The sequence below is a fragment of the Dokdonella sp. genome, assembly GCF_019634815.1.
GTDB lineage: Bacteria > Pseudomonadota > Gammaproteobacteria > Xanthomonadales > Rhodanobacteraceae > Dokdonella_A.
Map to the genome: position 1 here is coordinate 1 of NZ_JAHCAP010000005.1, position 17195 is coordinate 17195.

Here is a 17195-nt window from a genome sequence, read left to right on the forward strand (position 1 = left end):
CCGCACCGACGCATTCGGTCGCGAATCGACGCGGCAACAACGCCGCGCTCAGCGCGACGTGAACATGCGCATGATGCGGCGGAAGATGCCCTGCTTCGGTGGCTTCGCCGGCGTCGACGCGGCGGCGTCAGCCGGCGTCGCGGTCGGTACCGTGCGCGCGTGTTCGCGGCGCGGTTTGCGTTCGGCGCCGTGGCGCGATGCGGCTTCCTGCGTCGCGCTGACGACTGTGTTCGTGGCCTCGCCTTCCTGACGCTTGTTGCGACCGCGACCACCGCGGCGGCGACGCTTGCGCGGCGCTTCGCCGTTCAGTGCGGCAGCGGGATCGCCGGAAGTCGGCGATGTCGTCGCGATGGCCGACGGCTGCTGCGGCTTCGTGGTCGCATCACCACGGCGCTGTTCGCCGTGCCCGCGTCCACCGCGCGCGCCTTGTCCTTCGCCGCGCGACCGTTCGCCGCGACGTTCGCCGCTGCGTCCATCGCGCGAGCGGCCAGAGCGTGACGGCGCGCCCGACTTCGGCGGCGGGCCGGCGGTGTTGCGCGCGTCGTCGGCGGCGTCATCGGCTAGGAATCTCCCGCCAGCACGACATCGACGTATTCCGCGCCGAGTCGGCGCACCGCGTCGATCTTCACCTCCGGTGCGGTTACCGGCATCACGATGGTGGCGCGGATTCCCAGCTTTTTCGCGGCCAGCGCCACACCCTGCGCATGATTGCCTGCCGAAGCGGCAATCACGCCGCGTGCGCGTTCATCGGCATCCAGTTGCGCCATGCGGTTATAGGCCGGCCAGGTCATCTCCGAGGAAGTCGGCCTGCAGCTCGAAAAGGCGACGCTGCAGGATCTCGGCCGCGCGAAGAAGGTCGTGATCTCCAAGGAGAACACCACGATCATCGACGGCGCCGGCGAAGCGGCCAACATCCAGTCGCGCATCAAGCAGATCAAGGCGCAGATCGAAGAGACATCTTCGGACTACGACCGCGAGAAGCTGCAGGAGCGCGTGGCCAAGCTGGCCGGCGGCGTGGCCGTTATCAAGGTCGGTGCCGCGACGGAAGTCGAGATGAAGGAAAAGAAGGCTCGCGTCGAGGACGCCCTGCACGCCACGCGTGCGGCGGTCGAGGAAGGCATCGTGCCGGGCGGCGGCGTCGCGCTGATCCGCGCCAAGGCCTCGGTCAAGGATCTCAAGGGCAGCAACGAGGACCAGAACCACGGCATCGCGATCGCGCTGCGCGCGATGGAAGCGCCGCTGCGCGAGATCGTGACGAACGCGGGCGAGGAAGCCTCGGTCATCCTCAACAAGGTCGCCGACGGCAAGGGCAACTTCGGCTACAACGCCGCGACGGGCGAATACGGCGACATGGTCGAGCTCGGCATCCTCGATCCGACCAAGGTCACGCGCACCGCGCTGCAGAACGCCGCGTCGATCGCCGGCCTCGTCGTCACGACGGAAGCCATGGTCGCCGAGGCGCCGAAGAAGGAAGAGGCGCACAACCACGGCCCGGCCGGCGGCATGGGCGGCATGGGCGGGATGGATTTCTGATCCTGCCCGACCGCTTTGAAGCGTGAATGCGAAGCCCGGCCTTGTGCCGGGCTTCGTGTTTCATGGCGGCCCGATGCAACCCGTAAGGTATCGCCTCGCCCGCACTCACGCGAGGCGCGCGACGAACATATGCGCTGTGGCGTTGCTGGGGATGGTGCAAGGATGATCCGTTCCACGCCACGCTCGCACGGATGGACGGCGGCAGCAACCCAGCCGCCGAGCAAGGAGCCCTGCATGGCCGGGTCAGTGCGGCAGCCAGGAAAGCTCGGTTCCACACGAACAGGATCACCTTTGCAGGGCAGAGCGTGCTCCGCTGCCATCTCGGCATGATGTGCGACGCGTTCACCCATGAAGCGTTGTGAAACATGCCGCGCACGAGGGTTGGGTAGCGCGCGGATGCGAGCCGGGTCAGTCGAAACCGTTGCGGAACAGCAAGTCCGGCGCATCGCGCAGGTGCCACACGCCCGAGTTGGTACCGACGAGGAGTGCGTCCGGCGCACCGGGCATCGTCGCCATCGCCAACACTCGCGTGGCCGGCAAGCCCTCATCGATGCGGCTCCAGGTCTCGCCGCTGTCGCGGCTGCGCAGGACGCAGCCAGTGCCATGCGCCGCCTTGGACATGCCGCTGGCACGGATCGTCCCTGCGCGTTGCGGGTCGGCGAGCAGGCGGCGGATGTCGCAATCCGCGAACGTGCCTTGTTCGACCCAGTGGTCGCCGGCGTCATCGGAGCGAAAAATGGTGCTGCCTTCGTTGCCGTCGTGGAATGCGCCCGCGGCCCAGATGCGACCGGCGAGGTTCGGATCGGATGCAAGCGCGTAGATGTCGATGGCCGTATCGGCGGAATTGCCCCTGCGCGGCAACCCGGTATTGACGGCTTGCCAGGTCGAGCCACCGTCGCGGCTGCGAAAGACGCCGTTCGTCAGGGTCGGCATTGGTGCGGCGCCATTGCCGTTCCACGTTTGTTGCAAATAGGTACCGACAAGGATCGTCTGGCTGTCGTGCGGATCCAGTGCCATCGAAATCGGATAGTTGATTTCGATGCCGGCGTTGTCCGGGTAGATGATGCGCAGCGGAAGTCCGGCGCTGCGGTCGAGCAGGGTGGTGCCGGCGTCATCACTGCGGATCACACGCCAATTCGACTGGGCATCTCCGCTGGCGATCGCATAGAAGGTTTGCAGCGGGCCACTCGTGCATGGCCCGGCCGGAGGCGGCGATGCGCATGAGCGTGGATCGAGCGCGATGTCGCGCACGGTACGGGTCTGGATAGACAGGCCGCTGCCGAGGATCGAGAACGTGCGGCCCCCATCAAGGCTCTTGAACAAGCCCGGCCCCATGACGCCGTCAACTCCGGCGGCATACACCGGCGTCACATCGACGTCCGCTACCGTCGGATCGACCGTAATGGCACGCGTGAGCCAGATGAAATGGCCGAGATCGGAAGCCGTCCAGGTGACTCCGTCGTCGTCACTGAACAGCAGTGCAGGATTGGTCGTCGTCGTGTATTCGTCGGCATAACCGGCGTAGAGGCGATGCGCATGTGGATGCACCGCGACGGAGCGAAAGCTGGTAGCGGAAAGTCCGTTGTTGCGCGCGATCCATGACAAACCCGCATCGGAACTGCTGAAGATGCCGACGTGATCGGTCGCCGCCCACAGCAGCTGGGCAGGATCGGCGCGGTCGCGCAGCAATTTCCGGATTGGCGCGTTGACACCGTCGAGGACCATGGGCGGGGCGACCGGTGGCGTGGTTCCAAACAGGCCATCGTCGCAACCGATCCAGTCCACGTACCAGTCCGTCGAATCGAGCAACAGGCTGTTGGTTTGCCAGCATGCGCCGGATTGCGGCTGCCACAGTCCACCGCCGAAAGATGCCCGCCACAGCGTAGCGAACGGGCCACTGGAAGTGACCAGCATCGCACCGCCACTCAAGAAGGTGCCCGTCGTGAGAGGGCCGTCGAAGCCGAATTGCTCCACCCAGCCTGTGCCGCCGTTCGTCGACAAATAAAACGACCAGGACGATGGGATTGCCGTGAAGCCCATGAGCAAGGACGAGTCATCGGGCGAGTCGATGAGTTTGGTGATGCCCAAGCCGCCGTCCAGGCCGACGTCGGCGCGCGCGAAGCTGGCACCGGCGTCCGTGCTGTACCAGAGCCCGGTGTTGGTCGTCGCTGCGAACAGCCGTTCTTCGGTACCGGACGTGACCAGCAATTGCGTGATGATCGCGCCCGCGACCGGCAAGGTGCCCGTCGCCGCGATCGTCTCGCCGTTGTCGTCGCTGCGATGGATTGTCCCGCGCGCATCCGCGATCCACAGACGCCCCGGATGCGTGTTCGATCGCGCGAGTGCCGCAAACTCGGCCGGGCCACTGCCGATCGTGCCGCCGAGCTTGCGCGACCAATGCAGGCCGTTGTCGTCACTGCGGAACAGACCGCCGTTCGTCCCCGCGAACAGGAAATGCGCGTCCTGCGACTGCAGCAGCACGGTCACCGTGCCACCGTAGGGCGTTCCGCCCGTCCATGTTTGTGCGAGCGTGACGCCACTTGCGCAAGACAGCGCGACAAGTATCGAGGCCTTCGACAACGATAAAGGCTTGCGCGCAGTCATGCTCGATTCCAATTGAAACCAAAGCCGGAGCATAGAACCGCGGCGGCGTTGGTTCCAGAGACAGGCCTTGCGTGGCCCCATCGCTGCTTCGCTATTGGTGACGCGATCGACACCAAATTTCGCAGCAGCATGGCAAGCGACAAGGGCAGCCAGCAGCGCCAGAACGACGGCCAGCGCGTGCAGCCCAGCGCTCATCACGGGCCGGGCCGGCTCACGCCGGGCACATGGGCGTCGCCGCACACCCCGTCGCGGCCGTGCGGCAGCAGCTTGACGAGAACCGTGCCGGCTCGGTGTCTGCCAGCAGCAGGTTCTGCGCGCCGGGCGGGCCTGGACTGCGCCGCTCGCTACAATCGCTCGTCCACGACCGGCGTCGGCTGGAAGGCCGGGTCGCCGGTTTGCCAGAGGATGAAGGCCAGCATGTCCGCGGCATTTTCGATTCTTTGCTGGCGGGTGCTGTCGATGCCATGGCCGGCATCCTCGTCCACTCGCAGCAATACCGGGCGCTCGCTGGCCGTGGCCGCCTGCAGGCGCGCCGCCAGCTTGGCCGGCTGCCAGGCATCCACGCGCATGTCGTTGATGCCCGCGGTGATGAGGACGGCCGGATAGTCCACGCCGTTGCGCACATTGGCGTAGGGGCTCATGGCGAGCAGCGCGCGGAACCCGGGTTCGGTCGCGACGCTGCCGAGCTCGGCCACGTTGCCGATGCCGTTGGCCGTGGTCTCGAAGCGCAGCAGGTCGGACACCGGAACCATGGGGACGGCCGCTGCGAACAGATCGGGACGCTCCTCGATCGCGCGGCCGATCAGGATGCCGCCCGCGCTGGCGCCGACGATGGACATCCGCGCCGGTCGGGTGTAGCCCGCCTTGACCAGGAACTCGGCGCAGGCGATGAAATCCTTCCAGGTATTCGGCTTGGTGGCCTGGAAGCCGGCACGGTGCCAGGCATCGCCCAATTCGCCGCCGCCGCGCACATGCGCGATGGCGAGGATGACGCCGCGTTGGAACCAGGCGCGATTGGTCGGATCGTAATCAGGCGTGATGCTGAGGCCATAGGCGCCATAGCCGAGCATCATCACGCGGTGGCTGGCGTCGAGGGCGATGCCCTTGCGATGGACGAGGGTCAGCGGCACCTGCGCGCCATCATGGCTGGGCACTTTGATCTCCGTTACCGCCATGTCGCGGTCGACGTCCATGGATCCGGCCGGACGCAGGGTCGTTGCGCCGAGTGCCCGGCGATCCGCTTCCCAAGCCAGCCACGCGGGCACGCGCAGCCAGGACGAGGCTTCGACGATGACGGCGCGGCCGACCGGATCGGTGAAGACGCGATCGACACTGCCGGGGAACGGCAGGGTCAGCGGTTGTGCGTTCGCACCCTTGGCAAACGGCAGGCGCTCGACGCGCTTGTTGCCACCGTCCATGCGCACGATCCACAAGGCATCGTGGTTGGCATCGATCGCGCTGATCGGCAAGTCGCCAGCCGGCACCAGCGTGCGACTGCGCGGCGCGCCCTCGCCGGCGAGATCAAGGGCAATGACCTCGCCATTGGGCGCGCGCTTGCGCGATATCGCGTACACCGTATCGCCCTGCAGACGTGCCGGAACCAGCTCGGCATCCACGTTGCCGACGATCAACTGGTCGTCGTAACTGGCGGCCAGCGTGCGCCAGGCGATGTCGCCGCCACGGTCGATCGCATCCAGCCGCGTCGCGTAGGCACGCAGGCGCGGATCGACGCCAAGGCTGATCCACGTGATGGCGTGCTTCGAGCCGGGCGCCATCGTCACGTACGGAATTTCGTCGGGGGCGAGGGCGAAATGTGCGTCGCTGATGCCGTGGCCGACGATGGCGCGGTCGGCGCTCGCCGGCTGACCGAGCTGGTGCAGCCACACCTGCTGGTTCTGGAAGCGCGCGGTGGCCGGCATGCCCGGGCGCATCTCCTGCAGGCGCGTGTAGAAGAAGCCGCGGCTGTCCGGACGCCAGGAAAACACGCTGGCGAAACTGCGGTCGATGGTTTCCGGCAGGTTCTTGCCGGTGCGGCGGTCGAGGATGTGCAGGGTCGGCATCTCCGATCCACCTTCGGAGAGGCCGTAGAGCACGTAGCGATTGTCGGGTGAGGGCGCATAGCCGTTGATCGAAACGTGCGCCCCGTCCTTTCCGCTGAGGCGCTCGGGATCGAGCAGCAACTGGTCGGTGCCGCGCGCGCCCTTGCGCACATGCAGCTTGGGAATGGAGCCATCCGGCGGCGTGCGCAGGGTGTAGTAGTGCCCATTCATGATCTGCAGGCCGTACGCGCGTGCGGGCTGGGAGCGGATGATCGCCCCCAGCTCATCTCTCAATGCGGCCCGTCCCGGCAGCGCATCCAGGCGGGCGCGGGTGAAGGCGGTCTGCGCCTTCATCCACGCTCGCACCTCGGCATTGTCGGCTTGCTCGAAATAGCGGTAGTCGTCGGTGATGCGCGTGCCGAAATAATCGTCGACGACGGGCCGTACCGGTGCAACGGGGGCGGCAGGCGTCTGGCTGCCGGCGACGGCGACACCTGCCAGCAGCAGGGCGAAACCGGCCACGAGATTGCGCAGGATATGCATGACATTCTCCCGGAAGCGGAGTTGCCTCGCACGCGATCAGCTACCGCGTGCCTCCATGGTGCGTTCGATGGTCTTCAGGAAGCGATTGATCCCGGCATTGGCGGCGACCGCCTCCGGATATTGCCGGCGCGTGGCGTCCAGGTCGCCGCGTGCCACTACCGGCATCAGCGCGGGCGCAACGGCCACCTGTGACAGGGCATCGCGCACGGTCGGCAGGTGGTCCGCGGCGGTGATGACGATGTCGAAGGCATGGGTGGCCAGGGCCTGGTCGAGCGTTGTGGCGTCGTCGACCACCTGGACGTGATGACCGGCCCGTTCGAGGCTGCGCTGGAAACCTTCGCGATCCAGGCCTTTCGCCTCGGCGCTGGCGGCATCGCCAAAGAGCAGGATCTGGGCCGGATGGCGCGATACCCACGCCTGGTAGCGCAGCGCGCCGCCCATGCGGTACATCACCTCGCCGCAGGCCTGGGCGGACGGGATGCCGAAGACGCTGCCGGTGAGCAGCAGGGCCGTCGCCAGGATGGCTGGACGGATGCCGATGCGTGGTTGGGTGTTCATGCAATCCTCCGTTTCCTGTGGGTCTTCGCGGTCGGGGTGGCATGTGGCCGTGGTCGCCGTGACTGGGTTCATGGATCCCCGCCGATGCGGGCGTTGCTGGAGAAATTCCGAATGGGTCGCTTTTGCCGTCATTCCGGCCAGCGCCGGGTGGCGACGTGTTCAGGACATCAGAAATCGCGCACCAGGCGCATCTCGAAGGCGTGGCGGAAGTTGATCACCGACTCGCCCCATATCATTTCGTGCCACGCCGCCGACAGGGTGTACGAGCCGCCGAAGTGATAGTCGACGCCGATGCCCGCCTCGGCGAAATTGTGCTTGGCCAACTGGTCGTGGTGGTACCAGTAGGCATTGGTGCGCCCCGCGGTCAGTGGGCCAAGTTCGGCCAGCGAATAGCCCTGGCCCTTCTTGGCCATCGTGAAACCGCGCAGTGTCAGGCGGTCGTTGATGAAATAGCCCAGTTCCAGTTCCAGCCGGTGGTGGCTGAGGCGGGTGTCGAGCACCTTCTCGGTGTAGAAATAGCTGTAACGCGCGCGGTAATACAGGTTGGTGAAATCGAACTGGTGGGCGAGTTCGATCGAAGGTTCCACCTTCCAGATACCCTGGCCCGGCGCGGCATTGGAAAAGAACACGTAGTCGTGGCTCGGGTACCACACGGTCAGCGATGGCGTGAGCAGGTAATTGCCGCGCATCGTCGTATGCCAGGCGACGCCCAGGTTCCAGTCCTGCCAGGTGCCGTGGTAGCGGCCGTCGTCCTGGAACCTCGATTCCGGATGGGGCGGGTTGAGCGCCGGCCCGTTGCGGCACTGCGGCGGTGCGGTGGTCGGGCAATGCGGCGAGCCGTGGAACACGTTGGAAACGAACGGGATGCCGGCGTGCACCGACCAGGTGTCGCTGACGAAATAATTGACGTCCAGGTGCAGGCTGCGCATGGTGCCTTCGCCGACGTCAAGCACCGTGCTGTCGTTGGTGCGCAGCCCGTTGACGTAGGTTTGCTGGTAACCCACCGAGAACGAGCCATGTCCCTTGGGTGAGGGGTTCAGGGCCTGCTCGGCGGTTTCCGGTCCGCCGCCGGCACGGGCGAGGCTGGGGGCAAGTGCGAGGATGATCCAGGTACAGCACGCAAGTGCCCGAAACGATATTGCGGTAGCGCTTTCCATGGTTTCGTTCCCCCCCAAGAAGCGAATAGCCGTGTACAGCCGCCCGTCGTGCTCTGCCGGGTGCGATTCAATTTCCTCGTTTGTCCCTGTCGATTACAGGTTCCACCGTGATCGCGAAAAACACCGGGTTCGACCAGGCGTCGACCGCGGTTTCCAGATCGACGAACAGAATGTGCCTGTCCGGGTGGGGGTTGGCAAGACGTGGATTGTTGATTTCCTGCAGTCGCGTCATGCCGATCTGGCGCTGGAAATCCGCCCGTACCCAGCCGATGGGTGCGGCCGATCCGGCGCCGGTCATTCCAGGCACATCGACCTGGGTGCGGATCGGCACGCGCGCTTGGCTGCCGTCGGCGTAGTGCAGGCGCAGCCAGGCGTAGTCGCGAATCCCTTGCTCCGGGGTGGCCAGTGGCGCCGCCAGAAGGATGTGGAACGCGGCGATGGGCTGGCGTGGAACGACGATTCCGGCTGCGCGATCGAAGCCGCTGGCCCCGTGCCGGCGCAATTCGATGGCGCCGCGCAGGTCGTAGTCGATGCCGTCGATGCGGGCCAGTCCAAGGCGCAGCCCGATGTAGCCTGGCAGGGCGCCGGAAGTGATGTCGGCGCGCAGGTTGGCCGGTCGGTTGTAGTGGGTGGTGAGATCCAGCTGCAACGCCGTCGCGGCGTGGTCGCGCGGCGGAATCGGCACGCCCTGCACGTGGCGTGCCGGCGCGAAGGCGGGGCGTGACTGCAGGGGGGGCGGCGGGCCGGGGTCGGTGCGCCGCAGCTCGGCGCGCTGGGCTGCGCCCGGGAGGGCCAGCACCGCATGGCCGCCGATGGCGTCGGCCAGCAGGTCGGCGTGGGCACGCAATTGCGCGCGCGGCCGCGCATCGGCCGCGACCGGCCAGACCAGCCAGGGCCGCGCCCAGGCCAGCAGCGTGCGGTCGTCCGGCGCGAAGGCCAGTTGCACCGGCAACAGGTACTGGCCGGCGTTGGAGTGCAGCGGCGGCCCGATCGGAGCGAGGCTGGTCGCATCGAACAACTGCACATGCCGTCCGCGCGCGTGGGCGATGACGCGGCCGTCGTGGCTGATGGCGAACACCGCGGTGTTCTCCGCATGCAGCAGCGGTTGCGAGACGCGTTCGCTGTCGCTGCCGGCGTCCAGCAGATCGTGCGCGCGGGTGGCAAGCAGCGGTTTGTCGCCCACGGCGGCCAGCGCCACGGGAAAGGCGCCCGGAATCTGCCGGTGTTCGCCCAGCGTGCCGCTGCGTGGGTTCCAGCGGTACAGGTCGGCGCGGTCGGCGAGGTTGTCGTCGGCATCGCGAGCGAGCAGCCAGAGCGTCTCCGATCCGGGTACGAACGCGCCCCAGGTGAACGGTTGTCCGCGCTCATGGGCGAGGCGGCCGATGCGCTGCAGGCTGGCCGCATCGAATACTTCGGTGGCGCCGTCGGCAGGCCCGGTGGTGAGCAGGCGCAGGCCGTCCGGTGCCAGCTGGAACTGGCGCAGCGGCCCGCGCGTGCGGGTCGCGGCGAGGGGTTTCCCGCTGGCGAGATCGATGGCTTCGATGTCGATCTGGTAGCCATCCATTGCATTGTGCCCATAGCCGAGCAGCGCGCGCCGTCCGTCGGCATCGACGGTCAGGTACATCGGGTTGGCGCGCAGTGCGATGGGCGGAATGCGCTCGCGCAGGGTGTCGGCGTCGAGGACGAACAGCGTTGGCCCCGAGGCCACCACCAACACGCGGCCGGTGGCGGTGAGTTCGGCGAACACGGGGGGTTGCGGCAAGCGCCGCCAAGGCGTGAGCGGCGCGCCGCGGCTGTCGACGATGCGCACCTGGTTCCACGCCACGTCCGGCAGTCGCGTGCCGTCGACATGCAGGTTGCCGGCCACCTGCCCATCCGGGGCACCGTAGGCGTCGAGGAAGGGCGGCGACGCCACCCGCCACAGGCGCACTTCGCCGCGCAGGTCGGCAGTTGCCAGCAGGCGCGCGCCCAGGGCGCTGCCCAGCGCGTTGGTGCCACCCGCTCCGGTGTAGGTCGGCGTGGCGATGAGGCGTGTCGCCTCCAGCGGGTTGGGCCCCGCTTCGGGCAGGCGCCACAGTGCACCGTGACCCAGGCCGGAAACCAGCAGCAGGCGCTCGCGATGGTCGATGGCGACTTCGTGTGGCTCGAAGTCGTTCTGCATCTGGCCGGCGTGCAGGGGATCCCCGCTGGCGACGTCGAAGGCGAATGCCGCGCCATCCCAGCGCACTGCCGCCAGCCAGGCGTCGTCCTCGCTGAAGGCGAGCCACGTCACCTCGCGGCCGGCGGGTGTCGGCAACTGACGCACCGCGTGGGTGGCCGTGTCGACCAGGTACACGCGGCCGCGTGAATCGCCGATCGCCAGCCGGGAGCCGTCATGGCTCTCGACCCAGGCCGTGGGTGCGCCGTGGATGCCGGCGACGATGGCCGCCTGTTGGTTGCCGCGCGGATCGCGCAGGGTCAGGAAGCCGCGCGTGGCTTCTTCCTTTTCGGCCAGCCAGGCGCCGTTCCGGCCGAGCAGTCCCGCCCACACGTTCGAGCGCGGCTTGACGCGCGGCGGGCCGAGGGCGCGCCAGGGCGCGACCTGCCACAGCTGCACCTCGTCGCGCGCATTGCGCAGCAGGGCATGGCGCCCATCCGCGCTGTAGATGGCCTCGACCGGATCGGCGAAGGCGGCGGGGAACGCCACCACCGCCGCTTGGCCGAGATCGACCAGCACGGTGTCGTTCCACGACGGGCTGGCGAGATAGTCGAACCAGTCCAGGCTCACCAGCAGCCGCTGGCCATCGATGAACTGCAGGTGGCGCGGCAGGCGCGGGTTGCCATCCGAGGTGGGCACGTCGGCAAGATCCACGCGACCGCGCTCGCTGAGCGTGGCTGTGTCGTACCAGCGCACGCTGAAGTCGCTCAGGCCCAGCGCCAGCATGCCGCCATCGGCGCTCAGCGCGGTTGCCAGCGGCGTTGCGTCGGCGACCACCATGCGATCGATCAGGACCACGCCCTGGGACAGGATCATGCCGATTTCGCGGCGTTCCACGCCCGCAGGATCGGCGCGGCCGTCGCGTTCCAGTTCGTCCAGGTTGTCGAGCAGGGGCGAGAGCGCGGCGAAGCCCTTGCCGTCGCGCATGAGACGCATGGCATTGTCGCGCCGACCCGCCTGCAGGCGATCGAGCGCCTGCCTTGCATTGGCGCTGGCCAGTTGTGCGTTGCTGGCCGCGCGCCGGGCGTTGTTCTCGGCGCGCTGCCATTGCTGGGTGGTGGCGAACATGCCCGCCACGAGGGTGGCTGCGGCCAACGCCACGGTGCCCGCCAGGCGTGGCTCGCGCCTGGCCCAACGCCCGATCCGGCGCGCCGTGCCCAGTGGGCGAGCCTGCACGGGCCGGTCTTCCACGAAGCGTGCGAGGTCGTCGGCAAGGGCGCGCGCACTGGGGTAGCGTCGTGCCGGGTCGCGTTCGAGGCAGCGCAGGATGATCGCTTCCAGATCCAGCGGCAGCCCCGGGCGCAGCGCGCTAGGTCGGCGCACCTGACCGGCACGCAGCAGCGCCAGCGTGGCCTGTGCGCTGTCGCCACGGAAGGGCGGCGCGCCGGTGACGAGGTCGTAGAGGAGTGCGCCCAGTCCCCAGATGTCGGTGGCGGGGGTGAGCGGCGCCGTGCCGACGTCAGCCTGTTCGGGCGCCATGTAGCTGGGCGTGCCGGTGATCTCGGTGGTCGCCAGCGCGCGCAGCGGGTCGAACTGGCGTGCCAGGCCGAAATCGCCGACATGCGGGACGCCGTCCTCGTCGATCAGGATATTGCCGGGCTTGAGATCCAGGTGCAGCACGTTGAGGCTGTGCGCATAGGCGGTCGCTTCGGCCACCACCCGCATCAGCGCGGCGGCTCGCTGCGGCTCCCAGCGACCTTCGGCGCGCAGGCTTTCGGCCAGGCTGCAGCCACGTACCAGACGCATGCTGAAGTAGTGGAGGTCTTCGGCGGTGCCGACTTCGTGCACGGTGATGATGTTGGGATGCTGCATGCGCGCGGCGTGGCGCGCCTCGCCAAGGAAGCGTTCGACGAAGGCGCGCGAAGCCCAGGGCCCCGCCGCCAGCAGCTTGATCGCGACCTCCCGCTCGAGCCCGGCCTGGCGCGCGCGGTAGACCACGCCCATGCCGCCCTCGCCGATGCGCTCTAGCAATTCGTAGCTGCCGAACTGCCGCTGCAGCGGATCGGTGAGATCCAGCTCCAGGGCGTCCAGCGGCAGCAGCGCGAGCGGCGCGGTCGCGTCGCTCGGCGCTGCCGCGGCGGAGAGACCACCAAAGGCGAGTTCCGCGAGCGCCGCCTGTGCCAGGCGCAGGCCGGATGGGGCAGGCGGCGGCGATTGGTGGGCGCGGTCAGCCATCTCGATTCCGGCTCAGGAAGCCGTGCAGGGCCTTCTGTTCGTCGCGCAGGTCGGCATCGGTGCCGACCGTGTCGGCCAGCTCATGCCCGACGAGATGGCGAAAGCGCTGGCGCAGGCGCTTGAGCGCGACGATCAGCGCCAGCGGGCGCTGTGCCAGGTCGGCCCCGATCGCCGCGTATTCATCCGTGGAAGGTTCGCGGGCGAGATAGGGCACCAGGGCCGCGTACATTTCAAGGTGTCCTTCGCCGGCAGCCTCGGCATGCAGGCGTTGCAGTGCGCGCGCGATGACCTCGGCTGCGAACCCGCGCTGGAAGGCATCGTCCGCCGTCGTGCCCGGCGGGTTGTCCTGCCCATTGCGGTGTTCCAGTTCGGCCGGTGGCGGCGCCAGGTCGGCTGCATCCGCCATGGGCAGTTCGCGCCAGTCGGCGCCAAGGAAGGTCTGCAGGCGCTGCAGCAGGAAGTCGCGGAAACATTGGTTCGAGACCCGAGCCGTCATGGCTGCGTCGTGGCGAGTGAGTTCGCCGAAGAAGGTGGACGCGATCTCCTGCGCGGTATCCGGATCGTGCCCGCATTGGCGCAGGTAGGCGTAGACCGGATACCAGTAGCGGCGACACAGTTCGCCCAGCGCGGCGCGACGCGCTTCCGGTGCCGGGTCGCGGTTCAGCACGAGCGACCAGCCCGTGGCCCGGACGCCGGCAGCCGACGCAGGTTCGCTCGTGTCGATCATCGGCGCTGCCGTCCTCGTTGATGCGCGCTCATCGGGTATCCCCGAGCGCCGAAGCGAAGGCGCTGCGCAGGCTGCGCAGTTCCGTGTGCAGGGTTTCGGCGTCGCCCGTGGTTTCGCCCACTTCGGCCCGGACCAGCTCGCGCAGGCGATGGCGCAACCGGTGCACGGCGACAGCCAGAGTGTTGCGGCGCAGGTGCAGGGCGTCGGCCACGCGTGCGTAGTCGGCGTCGGCCGGGCGCTCGGTGAGGAACTCATGCAGGTGCTCGAACAGTTCCAGCTTGCCTGCCGCCGCGGCCTCCTCACGCAGGCGTGCCAGTGCCGCCGCCAACGCCGCCAGCGCCCAGTCACGCTCGAACACCGCATCCGGACTGTCGCCGTCGGCCAGTTCGCGGGCGCCGTCCAGGTCGATCGACTCGAAGGCGACGCCGCCACCGCGCTTGAGGCGCTGCGAGCTCACTTGCTGATCGATCAGGAAACGCTTCACGGCCGTGAGCAGGTAGGCGCGGAAACGGCCGCGCGTCGGATCGGCGCGCGCGTGCAGGGCGCTTTCGATGAACTCAAGGAAGAACGCCTGGGTCAGGTCCTCGGCCATCTCTGCCGAATGGACATGGCGACGCACGTAGGCCAGCACCGGCAGCCGGTAGGTCCGGCACAGGCTCTCCAGTGCCGCGCGCGCATCCGTGCCGCAGCCGGCGGCGGCCATCACGAGGCTCCAGCGGGTCGTCTCGAACTGGCTCATGGGCTTTCCCGGCAGCCTGCATGCGGCGGCATTATGGCGCGCCGACAAGCGCCTGGCGCGCGCTTCAGCAAACGCGGAACAGGCGCTCGGCGGTGCTGGTGTACTGGCCGTCGCGGCTGCGGCGCAGTTGCTGTTCGAGCCGCAGTTCGTCCGCCCGTGCCTGTTGCCAGGCGGCCCGATCGATCACGCCCGGCTCGCCGCGGGCGACATCGGCCTGACGGAAGCGGCAGAACTCGGCATGGTCGTCGAGCTCGCTGCGCACGGTCTCCATCGCGACATCGACCAGCAGGGCGTCATCGAGCAGTCCAAGCACCGGGATGGCATCACCGAAAAGCTCGTTCGCATCGTCGATGTAGGCCAGCAGGGTAGCGATACGCGCGGCCAGTTCCGCGTCCATGGTCCAAGCCGGATCGGCCAGCATGGCGCGCAGCTCGGCGGCGCGGCGCATGCGCGAGGCGATGAAGGGCGACTGGCCGCCAGCGGCGGCGGTGCGCAGCACGCGACGCGCCACACCGGCAAGCTGCTCGGCGCTGAGCGTCGGCATGGCCGGATCGAACAGGTGGGCAATGGCGTTGAAGCGTTCGAGCTGGCCGCCGGTCAGCACGATGGTCTCGATGCCCGGGGTGAAGATGCCCGATTGGGCCGGCGAGAGGTCGAGGCCGACGACGGAGCGTTCCGTCGGCGGGTTCCAGGTGGTGGGCATGGTCGCGGAGCTCCGGTTCTGGCCGCCTCGGCGAGGCGGCTGTCTCCTGATTCCACGAACCGGTCGCGCGATTACCGCGCTTCAGCCCGCCCGATGTGACGGTCTCGGCGGCGCCATCCTCACCCACTTCGAGAGGCACGGTGCGCTGGAGCAAGCGCAACTGGCCTGCTGTAAAAAAATGGGCGGAGATCATGTTCGCCGCCGCCGCTCGCTCCGGGTCTTGTAATCCTTGTCGCCAGACGCGCAACTCCCGATTACCCACAGCGGAGTCCTTGCCATGCCCCGGTTCACGCACGCATCCCATCGGCTGCCCACGCGCGCAACGCGCCTGGGCTCGACCTTCCTGCCCCTGCTGTTCGCCTGTGTCGCCTTCTGCGCGCTGGCATGCGCTTGCGCGACGGCGCGTGCGGCCTCGTTCGACCCCAATCAGGCCGGGCTGTCCGGCTCATGGGCAAATGCCGCCACCGACGGCCAGGGTTTCGTCTTCGACGTGGTGGAGGACTTCCACGGCGAGGGCCGCGCGCTCATCTTCGGCGGCTGGTTCACCTACGATACCGATGCGGCCGGCGGAGTGCGCTGGTACACCGTCCAGGGCGAGCTGGCCCGCCAGGGCGCTTCCACCATGGCCATCTACCAGACGCTGGGCGGCAGCTTCGACTCGCCCCAGCCTGCCACCACCCAGGCCATAGGCGAGTTCAGCATCGAGTTCACCGACTGCACGCATGCCAGCGCGAACTACCGCTTCGACGACGGCCGCACGGGCGATCTTCCGCTCGCGCGCCTGCTTGGCAACGCCACTTGCAGGCCGGGCGCAAGCTCGCCCGCCGCGCCGGGCAGTGCCGCCTGGTCGGGCGCCTGGGCCGATCCGAGCAACGGTGGCCAGGGGCTGGTGCTGGAGTTCAACCCCGACCAGCAGCTGATGTTCGGCGCCTGGTATGCGTTTGCCCGTGGCGCGGCAGCCAACGCCGGCGCGGCCGGCCAGGACTGGTACACGCTCCAGACTGCCGTGCCCGCGGGCGCGACCAGCATCGCGGACATCGGCATCTATGCCACCCGCGATGGCCGCTTCGACGCCCACGCGGCCACGACCACCACGCGCGTGGGCACCGTGAAACTCGACATGCAGGACTGCGTCCATGCCACGCTGGCTTATGAGTTCACCGCCGGCGCGCTCGCCGGCAGCCAGGGCACGCTGGCGCTGCTGCGCCTGACGCCGCCGCAAGAAGGCTGTGCAGTGCCCGCGCCAGCGGCAGGAAATGCCGAGGGCTACTGGAAAGGCACGAGCAAGGGACAGGACTTCCGCATCATCGTCCCCGGCGATGGAACCTATGCCATCGTCTTCCAGCACGAAGGCGTGGATCAGCGATTCGTGTACGGAACGCTGGTCGAGGACAACGGGCAGTTCGTCTCGAATGATGGCGCCGAGTTCGCGATCCACATCGGTGCACTCGCTGATGCCCGCGCCACCGATGTTGGCGTCGCCGGAAGTTTCGTGGCCCGCCAATCCATGCAACTGCGGCTCACGCGGCGCGCTGACAGCGAACTGCTCTCCGCGACCTGGGATCCGACCTACGAAACACCGGCGCGAGTCGCCGATGCGGCGGGCGGCTACCAGGGTTATGCGGCAGTGACCGTCAACGGCCTCGCGGTGGATTTCAGCATCGATGCGACCGGCCAGTTCAGCGGTTCGATCGGCGGTGGCGCCTGCAGCGTCAGCGCAAGGCTGCAAGCGCGCGGCGCCACCAACCTGTTCGATTTCATCCTGCGCGGCCTTACTCCCAGCTGCCTGTTCGGAGCCGGCCCGCTTACCGGCTTGGCCTGGTATGACACTGCAACCCGCAGCTTCCACAGCTATACGCCATTCGCCGGCCGCAGCAGGATGCAGTACATGCTGGGCTCCCGGGTCGGCGCGCGCCAGACGGAGTAGGCCACCGCGGTCGCTGCGGATGGACTCGCGCGGCCGGGACGGCAATGCAAAGGCGTCGACGGGGCGCCGTACAGTGTTCCGAACCTTGCGCCTTGCCCGTCACCTGGGCGGGCCTACCCGAATTCTCTTCACCGTCATTCCGGCCTGCGCCGGGATGACGAGCTTAAGTTCGGAGCATTGGGACGCCGTACAGCGCATCGGCGAAGATCTGGAACTCGCCCATGCCGTCGCACTCGGTGCGAAGCGCGGACAGGATTCATCGGCCGCCAGGAGGCGCCGGGATCAACGTCGTA

The 17195-nt window shown here is 68.2% G+C and carries 10 protein-coding genes and 2 pseudogenes; 3 read left to right on the plus strand and 9 right to left on the minus strand.

From position 1 onward, the window contains the following. Positions 1 to 498: hypothetical protein (locus tag KF759_RS04020; RefSeq protein ID WP_291223121.1), on the plus strand; the 498-nt coding region annotated here is incomplete at its 5' end. Positions 499 to 563: 65 nt separating this feature from the next. On the opposite strand, the pseudogene KF759_RS04025 reads toward KF759_RS04020, so the two are convergent. After that, positions 564 to 779: pseudogene (locus tag KF759_RS04025) on the minus strand (pyridoxal-phosphate dependent enzyme); the annotation flags it as partial. A 7-nt stretch (positions 780 to 786) separates the two neighbouring features. Between KF759_RS04025 and KF759_RS04030 the strand changes: the two are divergent. After that, positions 787 to 1533: pseudogene (locus tag KF759_RS04030) on the plus strand (TCP-1/cpn60 chaperonin family protein); the annotation flags it as partial. A gap of 408 nt (positions 1534 to 1941) precedes the next feature. On the opposite strand, the gene KF759_RS04035 reads toward KF759_RS04030, so the two are convergent. From KF759_RS04035 to KF759_RS04070, 8 genes are all read right to left on the minus strand, one after another. Further along, positions 1942 to 4137 carry a hypothetical protein gene (locus tag KF759_RS04035; RefSeq protein WP_291223122.1) on the minus strand — a complete coding sequence of 732 codons (2196 nt, stop codon included), beginning with the start codon at positions 4135 to 4137 and terminating at the stop codon, positions 1942 to 1944. Positions 4138 to 4481: 344 nt separating this feature from the next. Beyond that, positions 4482 to 6719 carry a prolyl oligopeptidase family serine peptidase gene (locus KF759_RS04040; RefSeq protein ID WP_291223123.1) on the minus strand — a complete coding sequence of 746 codons (2238 nt, stop codon included), beginning with the start codon at positions 6717 to 6719 and terminating at the stop codon, positions 4482 to 4484. 36 nt (positions 6720 to 6755) lie between these two features. Next, positions 6756 to 7277: a hypothetical protein gene (locus tag KF759_RS04045; protein WP_291223124.1), complete on the minus strand. Its 522-nt coding sequence runs from the start codon at positions 7275 to 7277 to the stop codon at positions 6756 to 6758. 167 nt (positions 7278 to 7444) lie between these two features. Next, the gene (locus KF759_RS04050) at positions 7445 to 8434 is read right to left on the minus strand and encodes a hypothetical protein (RefSeq protein WP_291223125.1); all 990 of its coding nucleotides are present in this window, start codon (positions 8432 to 8434) and stop codon (positions 7445 to 7447) included. Between the two features lie 67 nt (positions 8435 to 8501). After that, positions 8502 to 12806, minus strand: a complete 4305-nt coding sequence (locus KF759_RS04055) for a serine/threonine-protein kinase (RefSeq protein ID WP_291223126.1) — start codon at positions 12804 to 12806, stop codon at positions 8502 to 8504. Further along, on the minus strand, positions 12799 to 13533 hold the full coding sequence (locus KF759_RS04060; RefSeq protein ID WP_291223127.1) for a hypothetical protein: 735 nt from the start codon (positions 13531 to 13533) through the stop codon (positions 12799 to 12801). The genes KF759_RS04055 and KF759_RS04060 overlap by 8 nt, the downstream gene beginning before the upstream one ends. Before the next feature lie 28 nt (positions 13534 to 13561). Next, the gene (locus tag KF759_RS04065) at positions 13562 to 14272 is read right to left on the minus strand and encodes a sigma-70 family RNA polymerase sigma factor (RefSeq protein WP_291223128.1); all 711 of its coding nucleotides are present in this window, start codon (positions 14270 to 14272) and stop codon (positions 13562 to 13564) included. A gap of 64 nt (positions 14273 to 14336) precedes the next feature. Further along, positions 14337 to 14975: a hypothetical protein gene (locus tag KF759_RS04070; RefSeq protein ID WP_291223129.1), complete on the minus strand. Its 639-nt coding sequence runs from the start codon at positions 14973 to 14975 to the stop codon at positions 14337 to 14339. Between the two features lie 277 nt (positions 14976 to 15252). Between KF759_RS04070 and KF759_RS04075 the strand changes: the two genes are divergently transcribed. Next, entirely contained in the window at positions 15253 to 16902 is a 1650-nt protein-coding gene (locus KF759_RS04075; RefSeq protein WP_291223130.1) for a hypothetical protein, read from the plus strand. The last annotated feature ends 293 nt before the right edge of the window (positions 16903 to 17195 follow it).

Excerpts from the sequence above, each read along its gene's own strand:
- KF759_RS04070 (WP_291223129.1), bottom strand. The coding sequence starts at position 14,975 with ATGCCCACCACCTGGAACCCGCCGACGGAACGCTCCGTCGTCGGCCTC.
- KF759_RS04035 (WP_291223122.1), bottom strand. The coding sequence starts at position 4,137 with ATGACTGCGCGCAAGCCTTTATCGTTGTCGAAGGCCTCGATACTTGTC.
- KF759_RS04075 (WP_291223130.1), top strand. The coding sequence starts at position 15,253 with ATGCCCCGGTTCACGCACGCATCCCATCGGCTGCCCACGCGCGCAACG.
- KF759_RS04065 (WP_291223128.1), bottom strand. The coding sequence starts at position 14,272 with ATGAGCCAGTTCGAGACGACCCGCTGGAGCCTCGTGATGGCCGCCGCC.
- KF759_RS04045 (WP_291223124.1), bottom strand. The coding sequence starts at position 7,277 with ATGAACACCCAACCACGCATCGGCATCCGTCCAGCCATCCTGGCGACG.
- KF759_RS04040 (WP_291223123.1), bottom strand. The coding sequence starts at position 6,719 with ATGCATATCCTGCGCAATCTCGTGGCCGGTTTCGCCCTGCTGCTGGCA.
- KF759_RS04060 (WP_291223127.1), bottom strand. The coding sequence starts at position 13,533 with ATGATCGACACGAGCGAACCTGCGTCGGCTGCCGGCGTCCGGGCCACG.
- KF759_RS04050 (WP_291223125.1), bottom strand. The coding sequence starts at position 8,434 with ATGGAAAGCGCTACCGCAATATCGTTTCGGGCACTTGCGTGCTGTACC.
- KF759_RS04055 (WP_291223126.1), bottom strand. The coding sequence starts at position 12,806 with ATGGCTGACCGCGCCCACCAATCGCCGCCGCCTGCCCCATCCGGCCTG.